Source organism: Crossiella sp. S99.2, assembly GCF_023094165.1.
Lineage (GTDB): Bacteria > Actinomycetota > Actinomycetes > Mycobacteriales > Pseudonocardiaceae > Crossiella.
In genome coordinates this window covers 1-21,138 of sequence record NZ_JALMDK010000011.1, presented here as the reverse complement: position 1 = coordinate 21,138, position 21,138 = coordinate 1, and the positions used below count along the sequence as shown (strand labels likewise).

Annotated in this window: 17 protein-coding genes; 8 read left to right on the top strand and 9 right to left on the bottom strand. The window is 71.3% G+C overall.

Features of this window, described 5'->3' with window-relative positions:
• Positions 1–5: 5 nt before the first annotated feature.
• The 3 genes from MZC64_RS34150 to MZC64_RS34140 are packed head-to-tail and all read left to right on the top strand — an operon-like array spanning position 6 to position 3,401.
• Entirely contained in the window at positions 6–1,157 is a 1,152-nt protein-coding gene (locus tag MZC64_RS34150) for a Xaa-Pro peptidase family protein (protein ID WP_247763699.1), read from the top strand.
• Positions 1,154–1,603: an Lrp/AsnC family transcriptional regulator gene (locus tag MZC64_RS34145; protein ID WP_247763698.1), complete on the top strand. Its 450-nt coding sequence runs from the start codon at positions 1,154–1,156 to the stop codon at positions 1,601–1,603. The genes MZC64_RS34150 and MZC64_RS34145 overlap by 4 nt, the downstream gene beginning before the upstream one ends.
• Positions 1,604–1,631: 28 nt before the next feature.
• The gene (locus tag MZC64_RS34140) at positions 1,632–3,401 is read left to right on the top strand and encodes a serine/threonine-protein kinase (RefSeq protein ID WP_247763697.1); all 1,770 of its coding nucleotides are present in this window, start codon (positions 1,632–1,634) and stop codon (positions 3,399–3,401) included.
• On the opposite strand, the gene MZC64_RS34135 is transcribed toward MZC64_RS34140, so the two are convergent.
• Both MZC64_RS34135 and MZC64_RS34130 read right to left on the bottom strand, forming a co-directional pair.
• Complete coding sequence (locus MZC64_RS34135) at positions 3,394–4,299, bottom strand: pentapeptide repeat-containing protein (protein WP_247763696.1); 906 nt, start codon at positions 4,297–4,299, stop codon at positions 3,394–3,396. The genes MZC64_RS34140 and MZC64_RS34135 overlap by 8 nt on opposite strands.
• Before the next feature lie 55 nt (positions 4,300–4,354).
• Positions 4,355–5,731 (bottom strand): serine hydrolase, encoded by a 1,377-nt coding sequence (locus MZC64_RS34130; protein ID WP_247763695.1) that lies wholly within the window; start codon positions 5,729–5,731, stop codon positions 4,355–4,357.
• Between the two features lie 126 nt (positions 5,732–5,857).
• On the opposite strand from MZC64_RS34130, the gene MZC64_RS34125 reads away from it, so the two are divergent.
• Entirely contained in the window at positions 5,858–7,204 is a 1,347-nt protein-coding gene (locus MZC64_RS34125; RefSeq protein WP_247763694.1) for a phenylacetate--CoA ligase family protein, read from the top strand.
• On the opposite strand, the gene MZC64_RS34120 is transcribed toward MZC64_RS34125, so the two are convergent.
• Positions 7,185–8,000 (bottom strand): alpha/beta fold hydrolase, encoded by an 816-nt coding sequence (locus MZC64_RS34120; protein WP_247763693.1) that lies wholly within the window; start codon positions 7,998–8,000, stop codon positions 7,185–7,187. The two genes, MZC64_RS34125 and MZC64_RS34120, sit on opposite strands and share 20 nt — an antisense overlap.
• A gap of 189 nt (positions 8,001–8,189) precedes the next feature.
• On the opposite strand from MZC64_RS34120, the gene MZC64_RS34115 reads away from it, so the two are divergent.
• The gene (locus MZC64_RS34115; RefSeq protein WP_247763692.1) at positions 8,190–9,032 is read left to right on the top strand and encodes a CPBP family intramembrane glutamic endopeptidase; all 843 of its coding nucleotides are present in this window, start codon (positions 8,190–8,192) and stop codon (positions 9,030–9,032) included.
• Positions 9,033–9,054: 22 nt separating this feature from the next.
• Here the strand turns inward: MZC64_RS34115 and secD are convergent, their stop codons facing one another.
• The 4 genes from secD to MZC64_RS34095 form a co-directional block, all read right to left on the bottom strand.
• Positions 9,055–11,328: a protein translocase subunit SecD gene (secD, locus tag MZC64_RS34110; protein ID WP_308301101.1), complete on the bottom strand. Its 2,274-nt coding sequence runs from the start codon at positions 11,326–11,328 to the stop codon at positions 9,055–9,057.
• 84 nt (positions 11,329–11,412) lie between these two features.
• Positions 11,413–11,805: a hypothetical protein gene (locus MZC64_RS34105; RefSeq protein WP_247763690.1), complete on the bottom strand. Its 393-nt coding sequence runs from the start codon at positions 11,803–11,805 to the stop codon at positions 11,413–11,415.
• A 209-nt stretch (positions 11,806–12,014) separates the two neighbouring features.
• Complete coding sequence (locus MZC64_RS48930; protein WP_247763689.1) at positions 12,015–12,761, bottom strand: GNAT family N-acetyltransferase; 747 nt, start codon at positions 12,759–12,761, stop codon at positions 12,015–12,017.
• Positions 12,754–14,145, bottom strand: coding sequence for a PAS domain-containing protein (locus MZC64_RS34095; protein WP_247763688.1), 1,392 nt, complete (start codon positions 14,143–14,145; stop codon positions 12,754–12,756). Before MZC64_RS34095 ends, MZC64_RS48930 begins: the two co-directional genes overlap by 8 nt.
• A 121-nt stretch (positions 14,146–14,266) precedes the next feature.
• Between MZC64_RS34095 and MZC64_RS34090 the strand changes: the two genes are divergently transcribed.
• Positions 14,267–17,431: a bifunctional cytochrome P450/NADPH--P450 reductase gene (locus MZC64_RS34090; protein ID WP_247763687.1), complete on the top strand. Its 3,165-nt coding sequence runs from the start codon at positions 14,267–14,269 to the stop codon at positions 17,429–17,431.
• A 61-nt stretch (positions 17,432–17,492) separates the two neighbouring features.
• Positions 17,493–17,855, top strand: coding sequence for a DUF1304 domain-containing protein (locus tag MZC64_RS34085; protein ID WP_247763686.1), 363 nt, complete (start codon positions 17,493–17,495; stop codon positions 17,853–17,855).
• A gap of 1 nt (position 17,856) precedes the next feature.
• On the opposite strand, the gene MZC64_RS34080 is transcribed toward MZC64_RS34085, so the two are convergent.
• Both MZC64_RS34080 and MZC64_RS34075 read right to left on the bottom strand, forming a co-directional pair.
• On the bottom strand, positions 17,857–18,951 hold the full coding sequence (locus tag MZC64_RS34080) for an ADP-ribosylglycohydrolase family protein (RefSeq protein ID WP_247763685.1): 1,095 nt from the start codon (positions 18,949–18,951) through the stop codon (positions 17,857–17,859).
• Between the two features lie 169 nt (positions 18,952–19,120).
• The gene (locus tag MZC64_RS34075; protein WP_247763684.1) at positions 19,121–19,747 is read right to left on the bottom strand and encodes a PAS domain-containing protein; all 627 of its coding nucleotides are present in this window, start codon (positions 19,745–19,747) and stop codon (positions 19,121–19,123) included.
• A gap of 81 nt (positions 19,748–19,828) precedes the next feature.
• Here MZC64_RS34075 and MZC64_RS34070 point away from each other — a divergent pair, with 81 nt between their 5' ends.
• Positions 19,829–20,974, top strand: a complete 1,146-nt coding sequence (locus MZC64_RS34070; RefSeq protein ID WP_247763683.1) for a threonine synthase — start codon at positions 19,829–19,831, stop codon at positions 20,972–20,974.
• Positions 20,975–21,138: the final 164 nt, after the last annotated feature.

The following is a 21,138-nucleotide window of genomic DNA, read 5'->3' as shown; positions in this document are numbered from 1 at the left end:
CGGCTATGTCGACGACGACCGGAGAAGTGGACGTGCAGGCGCACACCAGCAGGCTGGCCCGGGCGGCGACCGCCGCGACCGCCGCCGGGGTGGACGCGCTGCTCGTCGCTGGGGGCTCGGACCTGTGTTACCTGCTCGGCGCGGGCGGGGATTCCTTCGAACGGCTCACCTGCCTGGTGCTGCCCGCCGAGGACGGCGCGCCGCCCGCGCTGGTGCTGCCCAAGCTGGAAGCCCCCGGCTACGACGCGCTGCCGCTGGCCCAGCTGGGCGTGGAACTTCTCACCTGGGTCGACGGCGAGGACCCGTACCGCCTGGTCGCCGACCTGCTCCAGTGCACCGGCCACGCGCCGAAGCGGGTCGCGGTGGCCGACGCGATGACCGCCCGGCACGTGCTGCCGCTGCGGGCCGCGCTGCCCGGCGCCGAACAGGTCCTGGCCGGACCGGTGCTGCGCGAACTGCGGATGCGCAAGGACGCCAGTGAGATCGCCGGACTGCGCAAGGCGGGCGCGGCCATCGACCGGGTGCACGCGCGGATGGCCGAATGGCTCCAGGTCGGGCGCACCGAGGCCGAGGTGGGCGCGGACATCGCGGCCGCGATCGAGGCCGAGGGCCACACCCGCGCCGAGTTCGTCATCGTCGGCTCCGGCCCCAACGGCGCCAGCCCGCACCACTCGCTGTCCGAGCGGGTCATCCAGGCCGGGGATGTGGTGGTGGTCGACATCGGCGGCCCGGTCGCCGAGGGCTACAACTCCGACTGCACCCGCACCTACGTGCTGGGCACGCCCGCACACGCCGACGTGGCCACCGGCTACGCCGCCCTGCTCGCCGCCCAGGAAGCCTCCGTGCAGGCCGTTCGCCCCGGCGTCACCGCGGAATCGGTGGACGCCGCCGGCCGCCAGGTGCTGGAGCAGGCCGGGCTCGCCGAGTACTTCGTGCACCGCACCGGCCACGGCATCGGCCTGGAAGTGCACGAGGAGCCCTACATCGTCGCGGGCAACGACCTGGTGCTGGAGCCGGGCATGGCCTTCAGCGTCGAACCGGGGGTGTACCTGCCGGGCCGGTGGGGCGCGCGGATCGAGGACATCGTGGTCGTTACGGAAACCGGTGTCGAGCGACTGAACAACCAGCCCCACGACCTGGTATCACTACCCGCGTGACGAATCTTGAGCCGATCGACCGCGCGATCCTGCGGGTGCTGTCCGAGGACGGCCGCTGCAGTTTCACCGATCTCGCGGAGAAGGTGGGGCTGAGCGTCTCGGCCGTGCACCAACGGGTGCGCAGGCTGGAGCAACGCGGGGTGCTCCGCGGTTACTCGGCAAGGCTCGACCACGAACAGGTCGGGCTGCCGCTGACCGCGTTCATCTCGCTCACCCCGATCGACCCGTCGGCTCCGGATGACTACCCGCAACGGCTCGCCGCCCTGCCCGAGGTGCAGTCCTGCTACTCGGTCGCCGGCGACGAGTCCTACATCCTGCTGGTCCGGGTGGCCAAGGCGACGGCCCTGGAGGATCTGCTGCGGCGGATCCGCGAGGTCGCCAACGTCTCCACCCGGACCACGGTGGTGCTCTCCACGCCGTACGAGGACCGGCCACCAGCTGTCTAGGTAAGCGCTGTGCCTACACTCCGCTCACATGGGGAGTGACGAGCTGATCGCGGGCCGTTACCAGCTACTGGCGAAATTGGGCAGTGGCGGCCAGGGCGAGGTCTGGCGGGCCCGCGATGTCGAGCTGAACCGCGTGGTGGCCATGAAGCGCTCCAGCGCGGCCGACCGGGAGCAGGGGCAGCGGCAGACCCGCAGGGAAGCGGTCCAGGGCGCCGCGCTCACCCACCCGAACGTGATCATGGTGCTCACCTCGTTCACCGCGGGCGCGGACCATTGGGTGGTCAGCGAGTACCTGGAATCCCGCGATCTGGCCAAGGTCGTCGAGCAGGACGGCACGCTCTTCCCGGAGCGCGCGGCCCGGATCGGCGAGCAGGTGGCCGCCGCGCTGGTGGCCATCCACCGGGCCGGGATCGTGCACCTGGACGTCAAACCGGCCAACGTCCTGGTCACCGCGACCGGGCAGGCCAAGCTGACCGATCTGGGCATCGCCCGCTGGGCCGAGGAGACCGACGTCAGCGGGGGCGTCCTGGACTGCACCCCCGCCTACGTCGCCCCCGAGGTCGCCAACCGCGAGGTCGGGACCAGCGCCGCCGACGTCTTCGCGCTGGGCGCCACCGTGTTCGCGGCGGTGGAGGGCCGGTCGCCGTGGGGCAGGCTGGACGCGCCGCCGCAGAGCATGCTCGCCCGCGCCGGCGCCGGCCAGCGAGAACCGCACCGCCAGGGCGGGCCGCTCGGCAAGGTGCTGGATGCGTTGCTGCACAAGGATCCCCGGCGTCGGCCCAGTGCCGAGGACGCGCAGGCCATGCTCGCCGAGGTGGCCAGCGGGGCCAAGCTGACCCTGCGCGTCCCGCCGCCCCCACCGCGCCGCCGCTGGCCGGTCTACACCGCGCTGGGCGCCGTGCTGGCGGTGGCGGCCGCCGCGGCGGTGTTCTGGCCGTGGGCCGACTCGCTACCCGAGGACCGGCTGCGCCTGCTCGGCGACCCGCGCACCGTCGACCCGTGCGCGCTGACCGAGGTCGGCGCGCTGAGCCGCTTCGGCCAGGCCGTGCTGGACCAGGACTACGGCAACTTCAACCGCTGCCGGGTGCTGGTGCGGATGAAACCGGACGATCCGGCCGACGAGGTCAGCGTCCAGGTGCAGTTGCAGGGCTTCCCCGGCACCAACACCCCCACGCCGACGGCCACCGTGATCGCCCCGATCCACCGTCCCGCGCAACGGGGCGATGAATGTGAACGCACCGTGCACCTGCCGGACGGCTACCGCATCCGCATCCGGGCCGAACACCTCCGCGACCGGCCCGCCCCACTGTGCGATATGGCCGAGACCCTGACCACCGGTGTGCTCCAGGTGCTCACCCAGGGGCAGGTCAAGCGCCGTCCCACCGAAGCCCCGGAGAACTCCCTGGTACGCCTGGAAGCCTGCACGCTGGTCACCCGCGCGGAGCTGTCCCCGCTCATCGGCGCGGCCGAGGCCGATCCCGGCTTCGGCGACTGGGACTGCGAGTGGGTGCGCGGCCGGCGCGAGGTCAAGGTCGAGTTCGACCGCAGGCCACCGCTGGCGGAGAAGAAGGGCGGCCGCCGGGTCGACCTCGGCGCGGGCGTGGAGGGCGTGGTGGACCCCGACAGGGAGAGCTGCCAGGTCGTGATCCCGCACCGGCCGATGAGCGATTCGGCGGGTCGGCCCATGCTGGAGGTGGTCCGGCTGCACCTGCGGGACGCCCAGCCGGGGGAGACGCTGTGCCAGCCACTCATCGAGCTGGCCAAAGCGGTGGCCGGGCGGTTGCCGCGGATCAGCTGAGGCCGGTGGCCTCGCGCAGGTCGGCGCCGGTGAGGTTGGCGCCGGTCAGCTGAGCCGAGGTCAGCTCGGCGCCCGAGAGGTCGGCGCCGGAGAGATCGGCCGAGGTGAGGTTCGCGCCGGTCAGGTTGGCCTGGCGCAGCCGGGTGGTCCAGGCGGCGCCGGAGCTGTCCTCGCGGCGCAGGTCGGCGCCGGTGAAATCGGTCTGCACCAGCACACCGTCGCTCAGGTCGGCCGAGCGCAACTTGGCGCGGGCCAGGTTGGCCCGGCTCAGGTCGGTGCCGGAGAGGTCGGCGCGGTCCAGCTGGGCCTGGTGCAGGTCGGCCCCGGCCAGGCAGGCACGGGTGAGGTTGAGCCGATCGCCGGCGGGACTGCCGCGGCGGCCGATCACGGTGACCGCGGCCTGCACGTCCTCGGCCGGGCGTTGCAGGGCCTGGGCGGTGGCCCCGTCACCGCAGTTCTCGATCGGGGCCCTGGTGCGCACGAACGCGGTCAGCACCTCAACCCCGCGCGGCGCGTCCTGGGCGGAGTCCCGGATCAGCCCGTCCAGGCCGTAGATCGCGCCCAGCCGGACATCCAGCTTGTCCGAGCCGAGCTGGCCGACGGCCTCGGTGAACCGTTGCGCCACCTGGGTTCGCGCGCTCAGCGCGAGCTGCGCCTCGGTGGCGGCCAGCGAGCGCGAGGTGAACCACAGCGATCCCAGCGCGGCCACCCCGACCACCAGCGCCGCCACCGGCAACACCCAGCCTCGCCGTCGTCCTGGCGGGAGCACGGGGGGTGCGCTCGGCGAGAAGCTGGGCGGGACCACCGGAACCGGCGCGGGCGGGCGGACCCGGGTGCGGCGGATGCGGCTGGCGGTGGCGGTCAGCCGGGGACGTCGTCGGCGGGGACTGGACGGCATGCCACGGAATCTTGGCCGATCCGTCCAGCCCCGCCAACACCGGTAGGTAGGAGATTCAGGCGGGTTCCACCGGCACCCAGCCGTCCGGGTTGACCCCGCCGGGGATCGGCGCGGCCGGATCGTAGGGGGTGCGGGTGAAGATGAAGGTGTTGAGGTCCAGGTGGGTGGCGGTGCCGTCGGCGGCGCGCCCGATCCGCAGCAGCTCCCCGGCGTAGTAGCCATCCAGGCCGGTCCAGGTGCCGTCCTCGTTGGCGCGGAAGCGGGAGGCGCGGCCCCGGCCGTTCCACGGGTTCAGGTCGAGCAGACCGTCCGGCAGCAACCGCAGCGCGTACGGGCTCGGTCCCCAGTACCACTGGCCGGTCAGCGCGAGCAGCGCCGGATCGGCCGAGGGCTGTGGCGTCCACTCGGCCGGGATGTGCGGTTCCAGCTCGTGCAGCAGGTCCAGCAGATCGGTGGCGACCGGTCCGGAGGGGCCGACGGTGCTGTTGGTCAGGTACAGCACCGCGGTGTCCTCCTTCGGGTCCACCCACACCGTGGAGACGAACCCCGGCATCGACCCGGTGTGCCCGGCCAGCCGCCTGCCCTTGTGCCGCACCAGTTGCAGCCCGAGGCCGTACCCGGCGCGCCACTCGTCGCCGTCGTCCACGGTGGCCGGTTCGCGCATCTCGGCCACGGTGTCCGGGTGCAGCACCTCGGCGGTGTCCCCGAGCAGGAACCGGGCCAGCCGGGACAGGTCGGGAATGGTGGACCAGAGCTGCCCGGCCGGGGCCATCGACCCGGCGTCGTGCGCGGGTTCGGCCAGCAGCACGTCGGCCCACGGGTGCACCGCCCAGCCGTGCGCGTGCGGCGGCTTGGGCATGGTGGTGGTGCGCTGCATGCCCAGCGGCTCCAGGAGTTCGGCGCGCAGCGCGTCCTCCCAGGAGTGCCCGCGCAGCCGGGCGACGAGTTCGCCGAGCAGGCCGTAGCCGACGTTGGAGTAGTGGAACCGGCGGCCCGCCCGGTGCCGCACGTCCTCGCCGCCGAGGTTCTCGATCAGCTCGCTCGCCGGGTAGCCCGGGGCGCGTTCCCACCAGGGGCCGGGGGATTCGGCGGTGACGCCGGAGGTGTGCGAGAGCAGCTGGGCGATGCTCCGGTCACCCAGCGGGGTGCCGGTCAGGTGCTGGTCGAGCTGGTCGGACAGGTCAAGCTTGCCCGCGTCGCGCAGGCGCATGACCAGCAGCGCGATAAAGGTCTTGGTGATCGACCCGATGCGGTACTGGGTGTCGAGGGTGACCGGGGCCCCGTCGACCTGGCCGCGGGCGCCGCTCCAGATCAGTTCGCCGTCGCGGACCAGCCCCGCGGTGAGCGAGGGGAGCCGGCTGCCGGCCTGTTCAACGGCCACCCGCCGCACCAGCGCTCGTCGCGTGCCGGGCAGCAGCTCACTGGACGACATGGAAGGCTCTCCCTCGAACTGGCCGAATACTGGTCGTTTTCTTCCCGGCGGACGCTACCGCACTCGGTTGTGGCGGCACGCGGGAGGAAATACCGTGGTCGCCCGACCAGCGGCTGGGGGATGGGCATGAGCGTGCACTGGCAGGCATGGCGCGACCGCCGCGGCGACCGGACCAGGGTGCTCTCCCGGCAACGCGCCCGGATCACCGAACTCATCGCCCACGCGCGGGCCCGCTCGCCCTACTTCCGGGCCCACTACGCCGACCTGACCAGGGATTTCCGCCTCACCGACCTGCCGCCGACCAGCAAACCGGAGCTGATGGCCCGCTTCGACGAGTGGGTCACCGACCCCGAGGTCCGGCTGGCTGAACTGAACCTGCACCTGGCCGACCCGGACCGCATCGGCACCCTGTTCCGGGACCGGTACCTGGTGTCCACGAGTTCGGGCAGCAGCGGCGACCGCGCGGTGATCCTGCAGGACGAACCCATGCGCAAGGTCGCCGGCACCCTGGGCGCCCTGCGTGCGATGCCCGCGCTGGGCGTGGGCCTGGTCCGCGAGATCGCCGCCGCGGGCGGCCGGATGGCCAACCTGGTGGCCACTGACGGCCACTTCGGCGGCGTGGCCACGGCCGAGTTCCAGCGCGCCCAGCGCAAGTCCCGGGCGGAGCGGCTGCGGGTGTTCTCGGTGCACGCGCCGATCGAGGAAACCGTGGCCGCGCTCAACGAGTACCAGCCGGCCATGCTCGGCGGCTACGCCACCGCCCAGGTCGCCCTGGCCCATGAACAGCTGGCCGGCCGCCTGCGCATCGCGCCGGTCCTGATCACCACCGGCGGCGAGGCCATCCCCGGCACCGACCGCGCCCTGCTGGCCCAGGCCTTCGGCGCCGAGGTGCGCAACCAGTACGGCTGCTCCGAGTTCATGCTGCTGACCTTCGCCTGCGCCCTGGACCGCCTGCACGTCAACGACGACTGGGCCATCCTGGAACCGGTGGACGACCGCGGCCATCCGGTCAGTCCCGGCATCCCGTCCACCTCGGTTCTGCTGACCAACCTGGCCAACCGGGTCCAGCCCATCATCCGCTACAACCTGGGCGACTCGATCACCATCGACCCGGACATCTGCGGCTGCGGCCGCCAATTCCCCACCCTGCGCGTCCAGGGCCGCACCAACGACCTCCTGGAACTACAAGCCCCCGACGGCAGCACAGTCCGCCTGCTCCCCTTGGCGGTGACCACGGTCGTGGACGGCCTGCCGGGAGTCCGCCGCTTCCAAATAGTCCAAACCGCCCCGGCTCACCTGCACATTCGCCTGGACGCCACCAACGACGACGCCTGGCCGCACCTCCGCGACAAACTCGGCACCTATCTCGCCAAACAAGGTCTGGGCACCGTGGACATCACCCTGGACCACACCCCACCGCAACGCGATCCCGGCACCGGCAAATTCAAACTGGTCATCGTGCGGAAGAACTGACCGATTCCCCGGCGGACCCCCGCAACAACACCGAAGCCACCAATTCCGGGTCGTCACTCATCGGCACATGCCCGCACCCAGGCAGTTCCACCAACCGAGCCTGCGGCGCCAGTTCCCGGGCCCGCAATCCCTGCCGCCGGGACAACACCCGATCCCGATCGCCCCAGGCCACGGTCACCGGCACGTCAGCAGGCACCACCCCGGAAAACCGAAACTCCCGCCCCACCCGCAACGCCACGTCAAACCCGGTGGCCTCCCGCAAAGCCCGCACCTCAGCCACCACAGCCGATGCGGAGCGAGCCGCGGGCCGCCCATAAATCATCCCCGTCAACAAAGTCCGAGCCACCCCGGACTCAGCCAACCGGGCCACCACCCCCGGCGGCGTAACCCGAGCCGCCCCCCGGCAAGCCCGCAAAACCCGAAAAGCCCAAGCCCGCTCCCGATCAGTCCACAACCCAGCGGGAGACAACGCGGTCACGCTACTAACCACTCCCCGCTGCCCCAGCAACAAGGCAACCAGCCCACCCATGGAATTCCCCGCGACATGCGGCCGCACAAGCCCCAGCTCAGCGCAAAACTCTTGCACGACATCGGCGAGCAACCCCGGATGAACCCGAACCCCCTCCGCGAACATCGGCGAGGCCCCAAACCCGGGAAAGTCCAGCGCGATCACGTCCCGCCGCTCCGCCACCAGATCCAGCACGGGTTCCCAAGCCTGCCAGTGATGCCCAACCCCATGCAGCAACACCAACGGCGCCCCCGCACCGGCTCCGCGACGCTCGTACACCAGCTCCATGGGACCCACCCTAGATCGAGAACCACCCAGTCCCGTATCCCCGGAAAGTGGGACCCCCAGCCCGCGCCCGCCGCCGACTTGGCCCAAGTGGTACGCCCAGTTTGGCCAACTATGCGTACGACTTGGGCCAACTCGACGTTCTCGCTGCCCTCCCGGCGCCCCCGGCCCGATCCCGGATATGTTGGCCCCATGGGGGAACGGCGAACCTGGGCCCGGTTAGGCGGCTTCATCCTGGTCGGCTGTCTGGCCGTCATCTTCGGCTGCTTACTGCTGCTCCTGCTCACCGGCCATTTCAGCGTCCACTACACCGCCGACCACGACGGCACCCTCCCGCTGTGGCTGCTCACCGTCCCCGCCCTGCTGGCCATCGTCGCGACCCGCTTCATCCCACCCACCGTCAAGTGGGAGAACCCCTTCCGCGTCGACCCGGCCCGTACCCGCGTCGAAGCAGCCTGGCTGACCGCGCTCGCCGCCCTCTTCGCGATCATCATGGTCTTACCGGGCGCCCCGCTCTGGTTCCTGATCGTCAAACCAGTCCTGCTGATCGCGATCCCGCTCACCCTCTTCTGGCACCTGCGCCGCGACGGCGGCAAGCGCGAACGCTGGCGCCCCATGACCCCCACCCGCTGGATCGCCCCGCTCGCCCCCGCCGCCGTCTTCCTCGGCCTCACCTATCTCCTGGGCGCCTACCCCGAATCCCGCCTCATCCCGGACGCCCAGACCATCCTCGTCGTCTTCCTCTTCAACGCCGTCATCGAGGAACTCTTCTTCCGGCGCTGGCTGCAGACGAGGCTCGAAGCCGTGCTGGGACTGTGGCCCGGGATCGCGCTGGCCGCCGTGCTCTGGGCGGTGTGGCACATCGGAATCCAGTCCCACCACGGCGTCGGCCTCGGTGTGCTCACCGTGCTGGCGGGACACGGTGTGCGCGGGATGTTCCTCGGCTACCTGTGGGCGCGGTACCGCAACTTCCCCGTGCTGCTCCTGGTGCACGGGATCATCAACGCGCCCTTCCTGCTCACCGGCCTGCGCTGACTCACTAACCCACGCTGGCCGCTCACACCACCGCCCCGGATTCCACCCGCCGCCGGGTCTGCGGCCGCGGCTTGGCCCGCTGCCGCCCGGCCCCCGGCGATTTCCGGTCCAGCAGCACCGCCAGCGGCGAAGCCGTGGTCACCGTGGAGATCGTGCCCGCGACCACACCCACCAGCACCGCCAGCGCGAAGTCGGCCAGCGACCCATCGCCCAGGAAGAGCAGGCACAGCAACACCGCGAGCACGCCGACACCGGTGTTCACCGTGCGCGGCAAGGTTTGCAGCACCGCGGTGCCCGCGATCTGGTGGAAGTGTTCCTTGGGCCGCAATCCGCGTAGCTCGCGGACCCGGTCGAAGACCACCACCGAGTCGTTCACCGAATAACCGATCACCGTCAGCAGCGCCGCCAGGAACACCGCGTCCATGGTGATCCCCAGCCAGGAGAACAACCCCAGCAGCACAACGACATCCGTCAGCAGCGCCGCGACCGTGGCCACACCCAGCCGCCAGTCGAACCGGATCGCCAGGTACGCCAGCTGCGCCGCGACCGCGATCGCCAGGGCCAGCAACGCCTTCGTGCGCAGCTCGTCACCCAGGCTCGGCCCGATCAGCTCGCTGCGCACCTGTTCCGCGCCGCCGCCGAGCCCGGCCACGACCTCCTTGGCCTTGGCCGCCTGGGTCTCGTCCAGTGGCGCGGTCTTGATCGTCAGTTCCTTCTCGCCGCTCGTGGACACCGTGGCCCGGTCGAAACCGGCCGCCTGCAACGCATCCCGGGCCGCGTCCGGGTTGACCTGCTGCTGGGTGGTGTACTCGATCAGTCTGCCGCCGGTGAACTCCACGCCCAGTTCCGGACCGCGGATCACCAGTCCCAGCGCGATCAGCAGGGTGATCGCCCCGGTGGCCAGCAGCCAGCGCTTCGGGTTGGCGAACAACCCGCTGAACCGGCCGGTCAGCCAGGTCCGCACCCGGCCAAGGCTGCCCAGCCCGGTCAGCCACGGCCGTTTGGCCACGAACTCGTTGTCGCACACCGCGATCACCAGCACCCTGGTCAGCACCAGCGCGCTGAACAGCGAGGCCAGCACACCCACCGACAGCGTCACGCCGAACCCGCGCACCGGCCCGGTGGCCAGGAAGAACAGCAATCCGGCCGCCAGCAACGTGGTGACGTTGGAGTCCGCGATCGCGGACACCGCGCCCTTGAACCCGCCCTCCATGGCCCGGCTCAACCGCTGCCGTGGCGGCAGCCCGGATCTGCTCGCGAAGTCCTCTCGCGCCCGCTCGAAGACCAGCACGTTCGCGTCCACCGCCATACCGACCGCGAGCACCAGGCCCGCCAGCCCCGGCAAGGTCAGCGTGGCCCCGATCGCCAGCAGCGAGGAGTAGGACAGCGCCGCGTACCCGGCCAGGGCCAGCACCGCGAGGAAACCGACCAACCGGTAGACAAAGGTGAGGAACAGCCCGGTGATGCCGATGCCGATCAGCGCGGCCCACGCGCTCGCCTCGATCGCCTGCGCGCCCAGGGTCGGGCCCACGGTCCGCTGTTCCAGGACCTCCACCGGCACCGGCAGCGCGCCGCCGCTGATCAGCAACGACAGCTCGTTGGCCTCGGCCTGGGTGAACTTGCCGGTGATCCGGGTGGTGCCGCCGCCCATCCCGGCCTGGCAGCCCACCGACGGGTCCACCTGCGGCGAGGAGATCACCTTGTCGTCCAGCACGATCGCCACCCGGCGCTTGGGATCACCCGGCGCGGAGCACGCGGCCTGACCGGTCAGCTTCCGCCAGCTCTCCCCACCGGCCCCGGAGAAGTCGATGCCCACCTGCCAGCCGACCCCCTGCGGCACCGGCCCTGAATTCGCCCCGGACACGTTCTCCCCGGTCAGCGCGGCCGGGGCCAGCCGCAACGGCGCGCCGGACTCATCCGGCAGCACCTTCTCGCCCGGCCCCGGCGGCGTGCCCGGCGGCACCACGCCGAGCACCTGGTGCATGGTCAGCTGGGCGGTCCGGCCGAGCACCGCGACCGCTTCCTTCGGATCCTGCACGCCGGGCAGTTCGACGATGATCCGGTTCTCGCCGGAGCGCACCAGCCCCGGTTCGGCCACGCCCAGGCTGTCCACCCGGCGGCGGATCACCTCCAGGGCGCGGTCGGTGGCGTTGGCGTCGGCGGTGACGGTCGGGGTGGACTTGGCCTCAAGCACGATCTGGGTGCCGCCGCGCAGGTCCAGGCCGAGGCGCGGGGCGGTGCTGAGCACGAGATAGGTGGCGGTGACAAGCACGGCGAGGGACAGCAGCCCGCGCACGAGAAGTCCCCGCCACGCCGAAGGGCGTGACATGGGTGAGGTTCCTCCAGGAGTGAGGTCCGTCCACAAAGGACGATGTGAGGGTCAGCTTCCTGGAGTGTTCGGTGGCCCTCTGGTGGGCGCCTGCCGCGGCCCGACACCGGCCGCGGCGTCGAGGGCGTTCTGATCGGTGGCGAAGTCGACGCTGGGCCGGGGGAACGCGGGCGCGGCCACCGGCAGTCCGGCGGGCAGTTCGGCGAAGTGCTGGTGCGCGTGCGGGTTGGCGATGGCCACCCGGTCGGCGTGGTTGAGCCGGGTGTCCCGATGGTCCGAAGAGGACCCGCCGAGATGGGTGGACACCGCGACCTCGTTGTCCGCCAACGTGATCGGCGCGGCCGTGGCCACCGGCGCGGCCACCAGCACCAGCAGTGCGGTGAGCAGCACGGCCTGGATCAGCCGGAGCAGCGCCGAACCAGGCTGGACCCGGTGCTCGCGCACAGTCCACCTCCCGGTCTCGACGCCAACCCGGCCAGTCTAGAGGGTGAGGTCGTGTTTGGTGGACCTTGGTCGCGATCGCCGGGCCCAGATCGCCCCTAGCCGCGCCGCCGCGGCGGCCACGTACAACACCGGTACGAGGCCACCACGTCGACACGACCAGGAACAATCTGGACTCCGACGCTCATCGACCAATACCCACCAAACACGACCTAATCCGGGATGAGCACCGTCATGGACTCGTCGGTATGCCGGAAGCCCGCCTTTTCGTACACCGACCGCGCCGGATTCCCGTCCGTGACCGCCAGTCCGATCGCCGGCAACCCGGCCCGCGCGCCCAGGGCAAGGGCCCGCCGCAGCAGCACCATGCCCAGCCCGCGGTAGCGCGGATCGGGGTCCCGGTAGACCTGGGAGATCCACGGTCCGAACATCGGCGGTTCGCCCTCGCGGTCGTTGACCACGATGACCCCGACCACCGTCTCGCCGTCCCACACCAGGCTGCTGCACGGCAGCACCGGCCCGAGGACCTCCCCGGCCAGCAGCCGGGCGAAGTCCCGCCGTTCGGTCTCGGCGTCCATCACGTGATCGACGTGGCCCGGTGGGAAGGCCAGCTGGTAGGCGGGGTAGATCTCGTCCAGGGTCGCGGTGAACTCGCTGAACCGCAGTCCGGCAGGCAACGGCCCGGCCGCCCAGCCCGGGTCGACCGGCTGGGTGCGCAGGTCGTAGCTGTAGCCGTGCCCGTGCCGGACGATCGTGCCGCCCTCGGCCTTGGCCGGGTGGCAGATGTCCGGGGTGGAGCTGAACACCCAGCCCGCGCGCTCGGCGAAGAGCAGCTTGACCAGCGCAGCCGGCTCGATGTCCACCGGCTTCAGTTCGGCCGCGTAGGGCCGCTCCATCCGGGTGCGGCGGTCGTAGACAGCGACCAGCCGGCCGCTGTCGTCGAGCAGTTCCTCACGCACTCGCCACTCCGTTCCCCCGCAGTGCGGGTGGCCACACCGAGGCGTCCAGCACCCCGGTCGCATATGCCCTGGCCACCAGCGCGGTGCGGTTGGCCGCCTCGAACCGCTGACAGAGCCGGGTGACGTGATAGGTCACCCCGTCCGGGGTCAGGCCGAGCGCGGCGGCGATGGCCGCGGTGGTGTCCCCGGCGGCGACCTTAGTGATGATCTCCGCCTCCCGGGAACTGATTTCCGGCGGAGTGTCCGCGGGCGGCGGCTGTTCCGGATCGGCGGCCAGGGTCAGCAGCAACCCGGTCTCCACGTCCTTGACCAGCTGGATGGTCAGCTCCCCGGTGCGTTCGGTGCTGCCGCGGCGCGGCTTCCAGCGCACCGCCAGCCGTCGCCGGCCGCGCGCGCCGGAGGCGAACTCCCGCATCAGCCGATCGTGTTTCTCCTGGTCCCTGGCCTGCATCAGGGTGGTCAGCACGGTGCCGTGCAACCGGCCGGGACTGCTGCCCAGCAGGGCGGCGAACTCCGGGTTGAGCATGCTCAGCGTGCCGTCGGGCAGGCAGACCGCGGCGGGCACCGAGATCCGGTCCAGCAGCGCCAGGAACCGGTTGCGCCACAACGCCGCGTCCCGCTGCGCGGTGCGGAACTCGGTGACGTCGAACAGGATGGTGCCCACGTGCGGCGGGCCCTGCGGCTGCGGCAGCGGGAACCGGTACCCGGACCACTCGATCTCCCGCCCGTCCTGCTCGGTGCGCAGCCGCACCTGCCGGGCCGCCCCGGACAGCAGCACCGCCGCGTTCTGCTCCACCGACTGCTCGGCCAGATCCGGCGGCAGCACCTCCGGCACGGTCCGCCCGACCACCTCGCCGACCGGTCGGTCGAGCAGCCGGTGCCCGGCGTCACCGAACCAGACATAACGGTGCTGCGCGTCGGTGATCATGGCCAGCACCGGCACGTGCGCGACGAACTGGGCCAGCCGCTGCTCGGCCGCGGCCAGCGCGGCCCGGTCGGCCAGCCAGTCCCCGACGTCGACGGCGACCATGCCCAGCAACGGTTCCCCGTCCACCGGGCGCAGCAGCAGTTTGTGCCCGGCCAGCCACACCTGTCTGCCCGAGCGTCCCGGCAGCGCGGTCGGCACCGGATCGCTCGGCCGCCAGCGCACCGGCTGTCCGGTTCGCCACACCCGCGCGTCCTCGGCGTCCACCGGCGCGGCCAGTTCCGGACCCAGCCAGTCGGCCAGGGTGCTGCCCGCGATCTCGGCCTCGCCGGCCCCGATCAGCTCGCGGTAACTCGGCGAGGCCCAGGTGAACCGGCCGGTCCGGTCGCGCAGCGAGGCCAGCGCGCCCGAGGCGGCCAGCAGTTCGGCCAGACCGATCCGGGACAGTGGTTCGCGCACAAGGAGGAAACCTAGCCGAGGACTACAAGATTGTGTAGTGCGATGGTCGGAGGCTGTGGATCAGCGCTGGCACTGTTGATCTCGACAGGACAAGCGCGCACAGCGAAATCGGGGATTCGAGATGGGCATCGCACACACAACCGACCGGGTCGAACTGCCGCACCCGGCCAACCGACTGCCGGTGATCGGCGATGTGCTCGGCGCGCCGTCGGACCGCCTGGTGCAGAGCGCGATGGACGACGCCAGGGCGCTGGGCCCGATCTTCACCCGCAAGTTCTTCGACACCGAGGTCGTCTTCGTCTCCGGCGCCGACCTGGTCGCCGAACTCGCCGATGAGGACCGTTTCGCCAAGCACGTGGGCAACTCCCTGGTGACCATCCGCGGCCTCACCGGCGACGGCCTGTTCACCGCCTTCAACGACGAGCCCAACTGGGCCAAGGCGCACGACATCCTGCTGCCCGCCTTCGCCATGTCCTCGATGCGCACCTACCACCCGACCATGCTCACCGTGGCCCGCAAGCTGATCAACTCCTGGGATCAGCACGCCGGAAAGTCCACTGTGGACATTTCAGGGGACATGACCAAGCTGACCCTGGACACCATCGGCCTGGCCGGTTTCGGCTACGACTTCGGCTCCTTCGAAAGTGAAGCCACGCACCCGTTCATCACCGCCCTGGTCCGCGGCCTGGCCTTCGCCCAGGCCAAGAACCGGCACATCCCGGGCCTGGACTTCCTCTACCGCAAGGGCAACGAGCAGTTCGCCGCGGACGTGGCCTTCCTCAACGGCGTGGTGGACGAGGTGATCAAGGAGCGCATCGCCAGCGGGGACACCAGCACCGACGACCTGCTGGGCCTGATGCTCAACGCCCCGCACCCGAAGTCGGGGGAGACTCTGGACGAGGTCAACATCCGCAACCAGGTGGTCACCTTCCTGATCGCCGGGCACGAGACCACCTCTGGCACGCTGTCCTTCGCGCTGCACTTCCTGACCAAGAACCCGGCCGTGCTGGCCCGCGCCCAGGCCGAGGTGGACGCGCTCTGGGGCGATGTCGAGGACCCGGACCCGAGTTTCGAGGACATCGGCAAGCTGCGCTACGTCCGGCAGATCCTCAACGAGACGCTGCGGCTGTGGCCGACCGCGGCCATCTTCGCCCGCCAGGCATTGCGGGACACCGAGATCGGCGGCAAGTACCCGGTGGCCAAGGGCGAGGCGATGCTGGTGCTGACCCCGATGCTGCACCGGGATCCGGTGTGGGGCGACAACGTGGAGTCCTTCGACCCGGAGCGCTTCAGCCCCGAACGCGAGCGGGACCGCCCGGTGCACGCGTTCAAGCCCTTCGGCACCGGCGAGCGGGCCTGCATCGGCCGCCAGTTCGCCCTGCACGAGGCCACCCTGTTGCTGGGCCTGCTGATCCACCGCTTCCGCTTCCTGGATCAGGACAACTACCAGCTCAAGGTCAAGGAAACGCTGACCCTCAAGCCCGAGGGCCTGCACCTGGGCCTGGCCCGGCGCACCAGCGCGGACCGGCGTCAGCCCGCGGTCGTCGAGACCGCGCACGCCACCGCGAAGACGGCGGGCCGGATGCGGCAGGGCACCAAGTTGACCGTGTTGCACGGTTCCAACCTGGGCACCTGCCGCACCCTGGCCAAGGAAATCGCCGAGGCAGGGGAGCAGCGCGGCTGCGACGTTTCCGTTGACCCGTTGGACGTCGCCACTCGGTCGTTGCCGACCGGCTCCCCAGTGGTGATCGTGGCGGCATCCTACAACGGGCGCCCGACCGACGACGCGACCGAGTTCTGGAACTGGCTCAACGAAGCCGAACCCGGTTCCCTGGACGGCGTCCGGTACGCGCTGCTCGGCGTCGGCGACCGCAACTGGGCCGCCACCTACCTGCACGTGCCCACCGCCTTGGACGCCCGGCTCACCGAACTCGGCGCCACCCGGCTGCTCGACCGCGGCGAGGCCGACGCCTCCGGCGACCTGGCCGGCGCGGTCACCGACTGGAGCGAGCAGCTCTGGACCGCGCTGCTGGCCGAGTACGGCGACCCGGACGCGGTGTCCACAGTGGACATCAGCGAGGGCCCGAGATACGCGGTGCGCACGCTGTCCGGCCCGGTCACCGCGGCCCGCGACGCCCGGCACGAGGTGCTGCCGATGACCGTCCTCGACACCGCCGACCTGGCCGAGCTGGACCACCCGCTGGGCCGGTCCAAGCGGTTCCTGCGGATCGCGCTGCCCGAGGGCGTCACCTACCGCACCGCCGACCACCTCACCGTGTTGCCCGCCAACGATCCGGCCCAGGTCGAGCGCGCCGCCCGGCTGCTGCGGCTGGACCTGGACGACGTCCTCGAAATCGCCGACCGCCGCCCCGGCCGCGGCGCGCTGGGCATCGACCGCCCGGTCACCGCCCGCGCCCTGCTCACCCACTTCGTCGAGTTGCAGGACCCGGCCACCCCAGCCCAGCTCACCACCCTGGCCGCGAACAACCCGTGCCCGCCCGAGCGCACGGCCCTGGAAGCCCTTGCCGCGCAACCGGATGGCCGCAGCGTGCTGGACCTCCTCGAAGTCAACCCGGCCTGCCGGCTGACTCTCGACGTGGCCCTGGAACTACTGCCGCCGCTGCGTCCCAGGCACTACTCGATCTCCTCCTCGGCCGCGAGCCAGCCGGGCGCGGTCGACCTGATGGTGTCCCTGCTGGCAGCGCCGTCCCGGTGCGCCGACGGCACCTTCCGCGGCATCGGCTCGGCCTACCTGACCGGGCTGCGTCCCGGCGACACCGTGCTGGCCAAGGTGCAGCCCTGCCGGGAGGCGTTCCGGCTCGACCCGGCCGCCGACCGCCCGGTGATCATGATCAGCGCGGGCACCGGCCTGGCGCCCTTCCGCGGCGCCATCGCCGACCGCCTCGCCGTCGGCAACACCGGCCCGGCGCTGTGCTACTTCGGCTGCGACCACCCGGAGGTCGACTACCTGCACCGCGCGGAGCTGGAGGCGGCCGAACAGGCCGGGGTGGTCTCGATGCGGCCCGCGTTCTCCCAGGCGCCGGTGGCGGACGTGCAGTTCGTGCAGCACCGCATCGCCGCCGAGGGCGAGCAGGTGTGGCAGCTTCTGGACAGCGGCGCCGCGGTCTACGTCTGCGGCGACGGCGCCCGGATGGCCCCCGGCGTGCGCGCCGCCTTCCTCGACCTGCACCGCAAGCACACCGGCGGCGACCAGAACGCCGCCGAAGCCTGGCTGGCCGACCTCATCGCGCGGGACCGTTACATCGAAGACGTCTACTCGGGATGACGTACCCCCGGGCCAAGCGCACAATGGCTGTCCACAGTGGAATGATGAAGGAGCAAGTCTGATGGGTGTCGTGGCGGGGATCCTGGTCGGGTTGGTCGCGCTGATCCACGTGTACATCCTGGTGCTGGAGATGTTCCTGTGGACCACCCCACGGGGCCAGAAGGCGTTCGGGCTCACCCCCGAGTTCGCCGAGGCGACCAAGACCCTGGGCGCGAACCAGGGGCTGTACAACGGATTCCTGGCCGCCGGCCTGATCTGGTCGCTGATCGCGGCCGACCCGGTCGGCTACCAGGCGAAGATCTTCTTCCTGGTGTGCGTGTTCGTCGCCGGGGTCTACGGCGCGGCCACGGCCAGCAAGAAGATCCTCTACGTCCAGGTGGTGCCCTCGGTGCTGGCCCTGGCCGCGGTGCTCGTGGCCGGCTGAGTCACCAGGTGGGATAGCAGTGCAGGAACCCGCTCGAGGTGGGCGGGTTCGCGCTGAACTCCGCGACGGCGTCCCGGCTCAACAGCTCGGTCGCCGCGCGGAGTTCCAGTTTGTCCAGCCAGTCCTTGGGCAGCGCGGACATCCCGTGCGCCGCGCCGAACAGGTTCCCGGCGATCGCGCCGGTGGAATCGCTGTCCCCGGTGTGGTTGACCGCCACCCGCATGGTCTCCCGGAACTCGCCGCCGCCGTGCAGGAACGCGTACAGCCCGATCGCCAGGGCCTCCTCGCCGACCCAGCCGCCGCCCAGCTCGCGTTCGATCCGCTCCGGCGTGGTCGAGTCGATCGGCCCGCCCAGCCGCACCGCGCCCTCGATCGCTTCCAGGGTTTCCTCGTGCTGGTCATAGGTGCGCAGGATCTGCTCGGCCTTGTCCACGGCCACGTTGATGTGCGCGCCGTGGAAGAGCGCCCACACCATCACCGCCAGGCAGCCCGCGGACAGGTAGCCGCTGGGATGGGTGTGGGTGAGCGCGGCGCCGGCCGCGGCGATCCGGAACACCTCGGCCGGATCGTTGCCCCACAAGGCAACCGGGGCCGCGCGCATCACGCCGCCGCAGCCCTTGGAGTTGTTGATTTTGTTGGTGAACGAGCCCGGCGCCTGGCCGCGGCCGATGTCCTCCAGCGCGCGGATGCAGGTCTTGCCGGGGGCGCGGCGGTCGAACAGGTCGGGCTCGCGGATCAGCCAGCCGTCCGGTTGCGGATGCGCCTCGGCGAGTGCGCCCAGGGCGTCGGCCCACGGGTAGCCCTGGGTGTGCAGCCAGCGCTGGTAGGCCGAGAGCAGGAACGGCACCGGATCGGTGGCCCCGTGCTGGCGCTGGTGCACGTGCGCCCGGACCATGCCCTCCAGGGTGAACAGGGTCATCTGGGTGTCGTCGGTGATCGCGCCGACCTTGCCGTAGGCGGCGACCAGGTCGGTCAGACCGTCCGCGCCGTGCCGCCGCCGGATCGAGCTGATCGACTCGAATTCCACGTCCGCGCCCAGCGCATCGCCGATGGCGCCGCCCAGCATGCAGCCCAGCACACGGTCTTCCCAGGTCACTGGCAGCCTCCCCGATCGGTGTTCGTCCCGGCCGGCTGGCACACCGGTCAGGCCGTGGCCAGATCTTGCCAGGGTAGCCCGATCGCCGGGCACGCGGTGCGCCCTTCGGCGTAATCACCCCCGGCGGTCCGGTACCGCGCCGGGAACGTGGATCGGTTGCGCGGCAACGTCATCGGGCCCGGATCTTGGTCAGGTCGTTGTACAGCGTGGCCCGGGAGACCCCCAGGTGCTCGGCGACCCTGGCGGCCGAGCGCTGCACCGCGAACACCCCGCGCCGGTCCAGCGCGGCGATGATCCGGCGGCGGTCGGCCCGGTCGGTGCGGTCGCAGCCGCCCTCCTCGGCGATCACCGCGTCCACCACCTGGTCCACATCGTCGGAGAACACGGTGACCGGCGCGGGTTCCAGCGGTCCGGCGAGCCCGGCGAGGGTGTCGGCGGCCTGACGCAGCGCGGTGACGTCCAGGTTCACGCACAACGCGCCGATCACCTTGCCGCGCAAGCGAAGCAGCATGGTGGAGGAGCGCAGCAGGCGGCCGTCCGGGGTGCGGGTCAGGTAGTTGAGCCGGTCTTCGGCGTCGGCGCCCGCGGCGAGCAGTCCGAGCCCGATCGCACTCATCGCGCCACCGACGTGCCGTTCGGTCACCGAGCCGCTGATCGCGACCACGCTCGCCTCGGGCCTGCGGTAGTCGTGCAGGACGATCTCGGCGGTGGGGCCGAAGGTGGCGGCCAGGCCGTCGACCAGCGGTCGCACCGAGTCGAACAGGTCGTCGGCGGCGCGGTCCATCGTGTCGCTCACCACCTCAGCCTAGACCGGACTTGACAATCTGTCCAAGTTTTCTAGACGATCAGTCCAATCAAGTCGTGTGGAGGAGAAACCGTGGCCCACCAGTTGCCGCCGCTGCGCTGTTCCCGCTGTGCCACCGAGTTCCCGGTGGACAGCCTGGTCTGGCTCTGCCCGTGCGGCGGTGTCCTGGACGTCGCCGACTTCGGCGCCAAGCTGCCCAGCCGGGCCGAGCTGGCCACCCGCCCAGCCACGCTGTGGCGCTATGCCGAGTCCCTGCCGGTACCGGAGCTGGCCGAGGTGAGCCTGGGCGAGGGCATGACCCCGGTGGTCCCCGCCGTCGGCCTGCCCGACGCCCGGGTGAAACTCGAATACCTGTCCCCAACCCTGTCCTTCAAGGACCGCGGCGCGGTCATGCTCGCCACCCTGGCCCACCTGCTCGGCGTCCGCCGCCTGATCGCCGACAGCAGCGGCAACGCGGGCACCGCGTTGTCGGCCTACGCCGCCCGCATCGGCATCCCGTGCGAGATCTACGTGCCCGCCAGCACCTCACCCGGCAAACTCGGCCAGATGCGCGCGCACGGCGCCAATGTCCACCTGATCGAGGGAAACCGCGAGGACGCCGCCCGCGCCGCCAAACTCGCCGCCGAGGCCCCCGACGCCAGCTACGCGAGCCACATGTTCCACCCGTACTTCCTGCACGGCACCAAGACCTTCGCCTTCGAGCTGTGGGAACAAGGAATGCCGGACACCGTCGTCCTCCCGGTAGGCCACGGCACCCTGCTGCTGGGCGCCTACCTCGGCTTCCGCGAACTCCTCGCCCAGGGTCTGATCCCCAAGCTCCCCACCATCATCGGCGTCCAATCCGCCAACTGCGCCCCCCTGGCCACCGCGGCCGACGCGGGCACCCCCGGCCCCGCCACCATCACCCCGATCCCCACCAAGGCCGAGGGCATCGCCATCGCCGAACCCGCCCGCGGCGAAGCCATCCTGGCCGCGGTAGCCGACACCGGCGGCACCATCCTGGGCGTCACCGACGACCAGGTCCTCAAGGCCCGCGCCGAGCTGGCCGCCGCCGGCTTCTACGTCGAACCCACCTCGGCGGTCTGCTGGGCCGCCATCACCGCCGCCCGCACCGCAACCGCCCCCACCACCCCCTCCTGGACCACCGCAACCCCCCATCTGACCACCCCAAACCTCACCCTCGCCCTCTCCGGCGCAGGCCTAAAGTCCCCCAACTAACCCCACTCCCACCCCGCCCCCCACTCCCACACCGGCCAACACACCGCCCACAACGGCCAACACGCCGGGGAGAGGTCCTTCTCCCGGCGTGTTGGCCGTTGGGCGGTTTCTAGTGGTGGTTGCATCGTGGTGGGCTAGCGATGCTTGGTGAGCAGGGTGTGCAT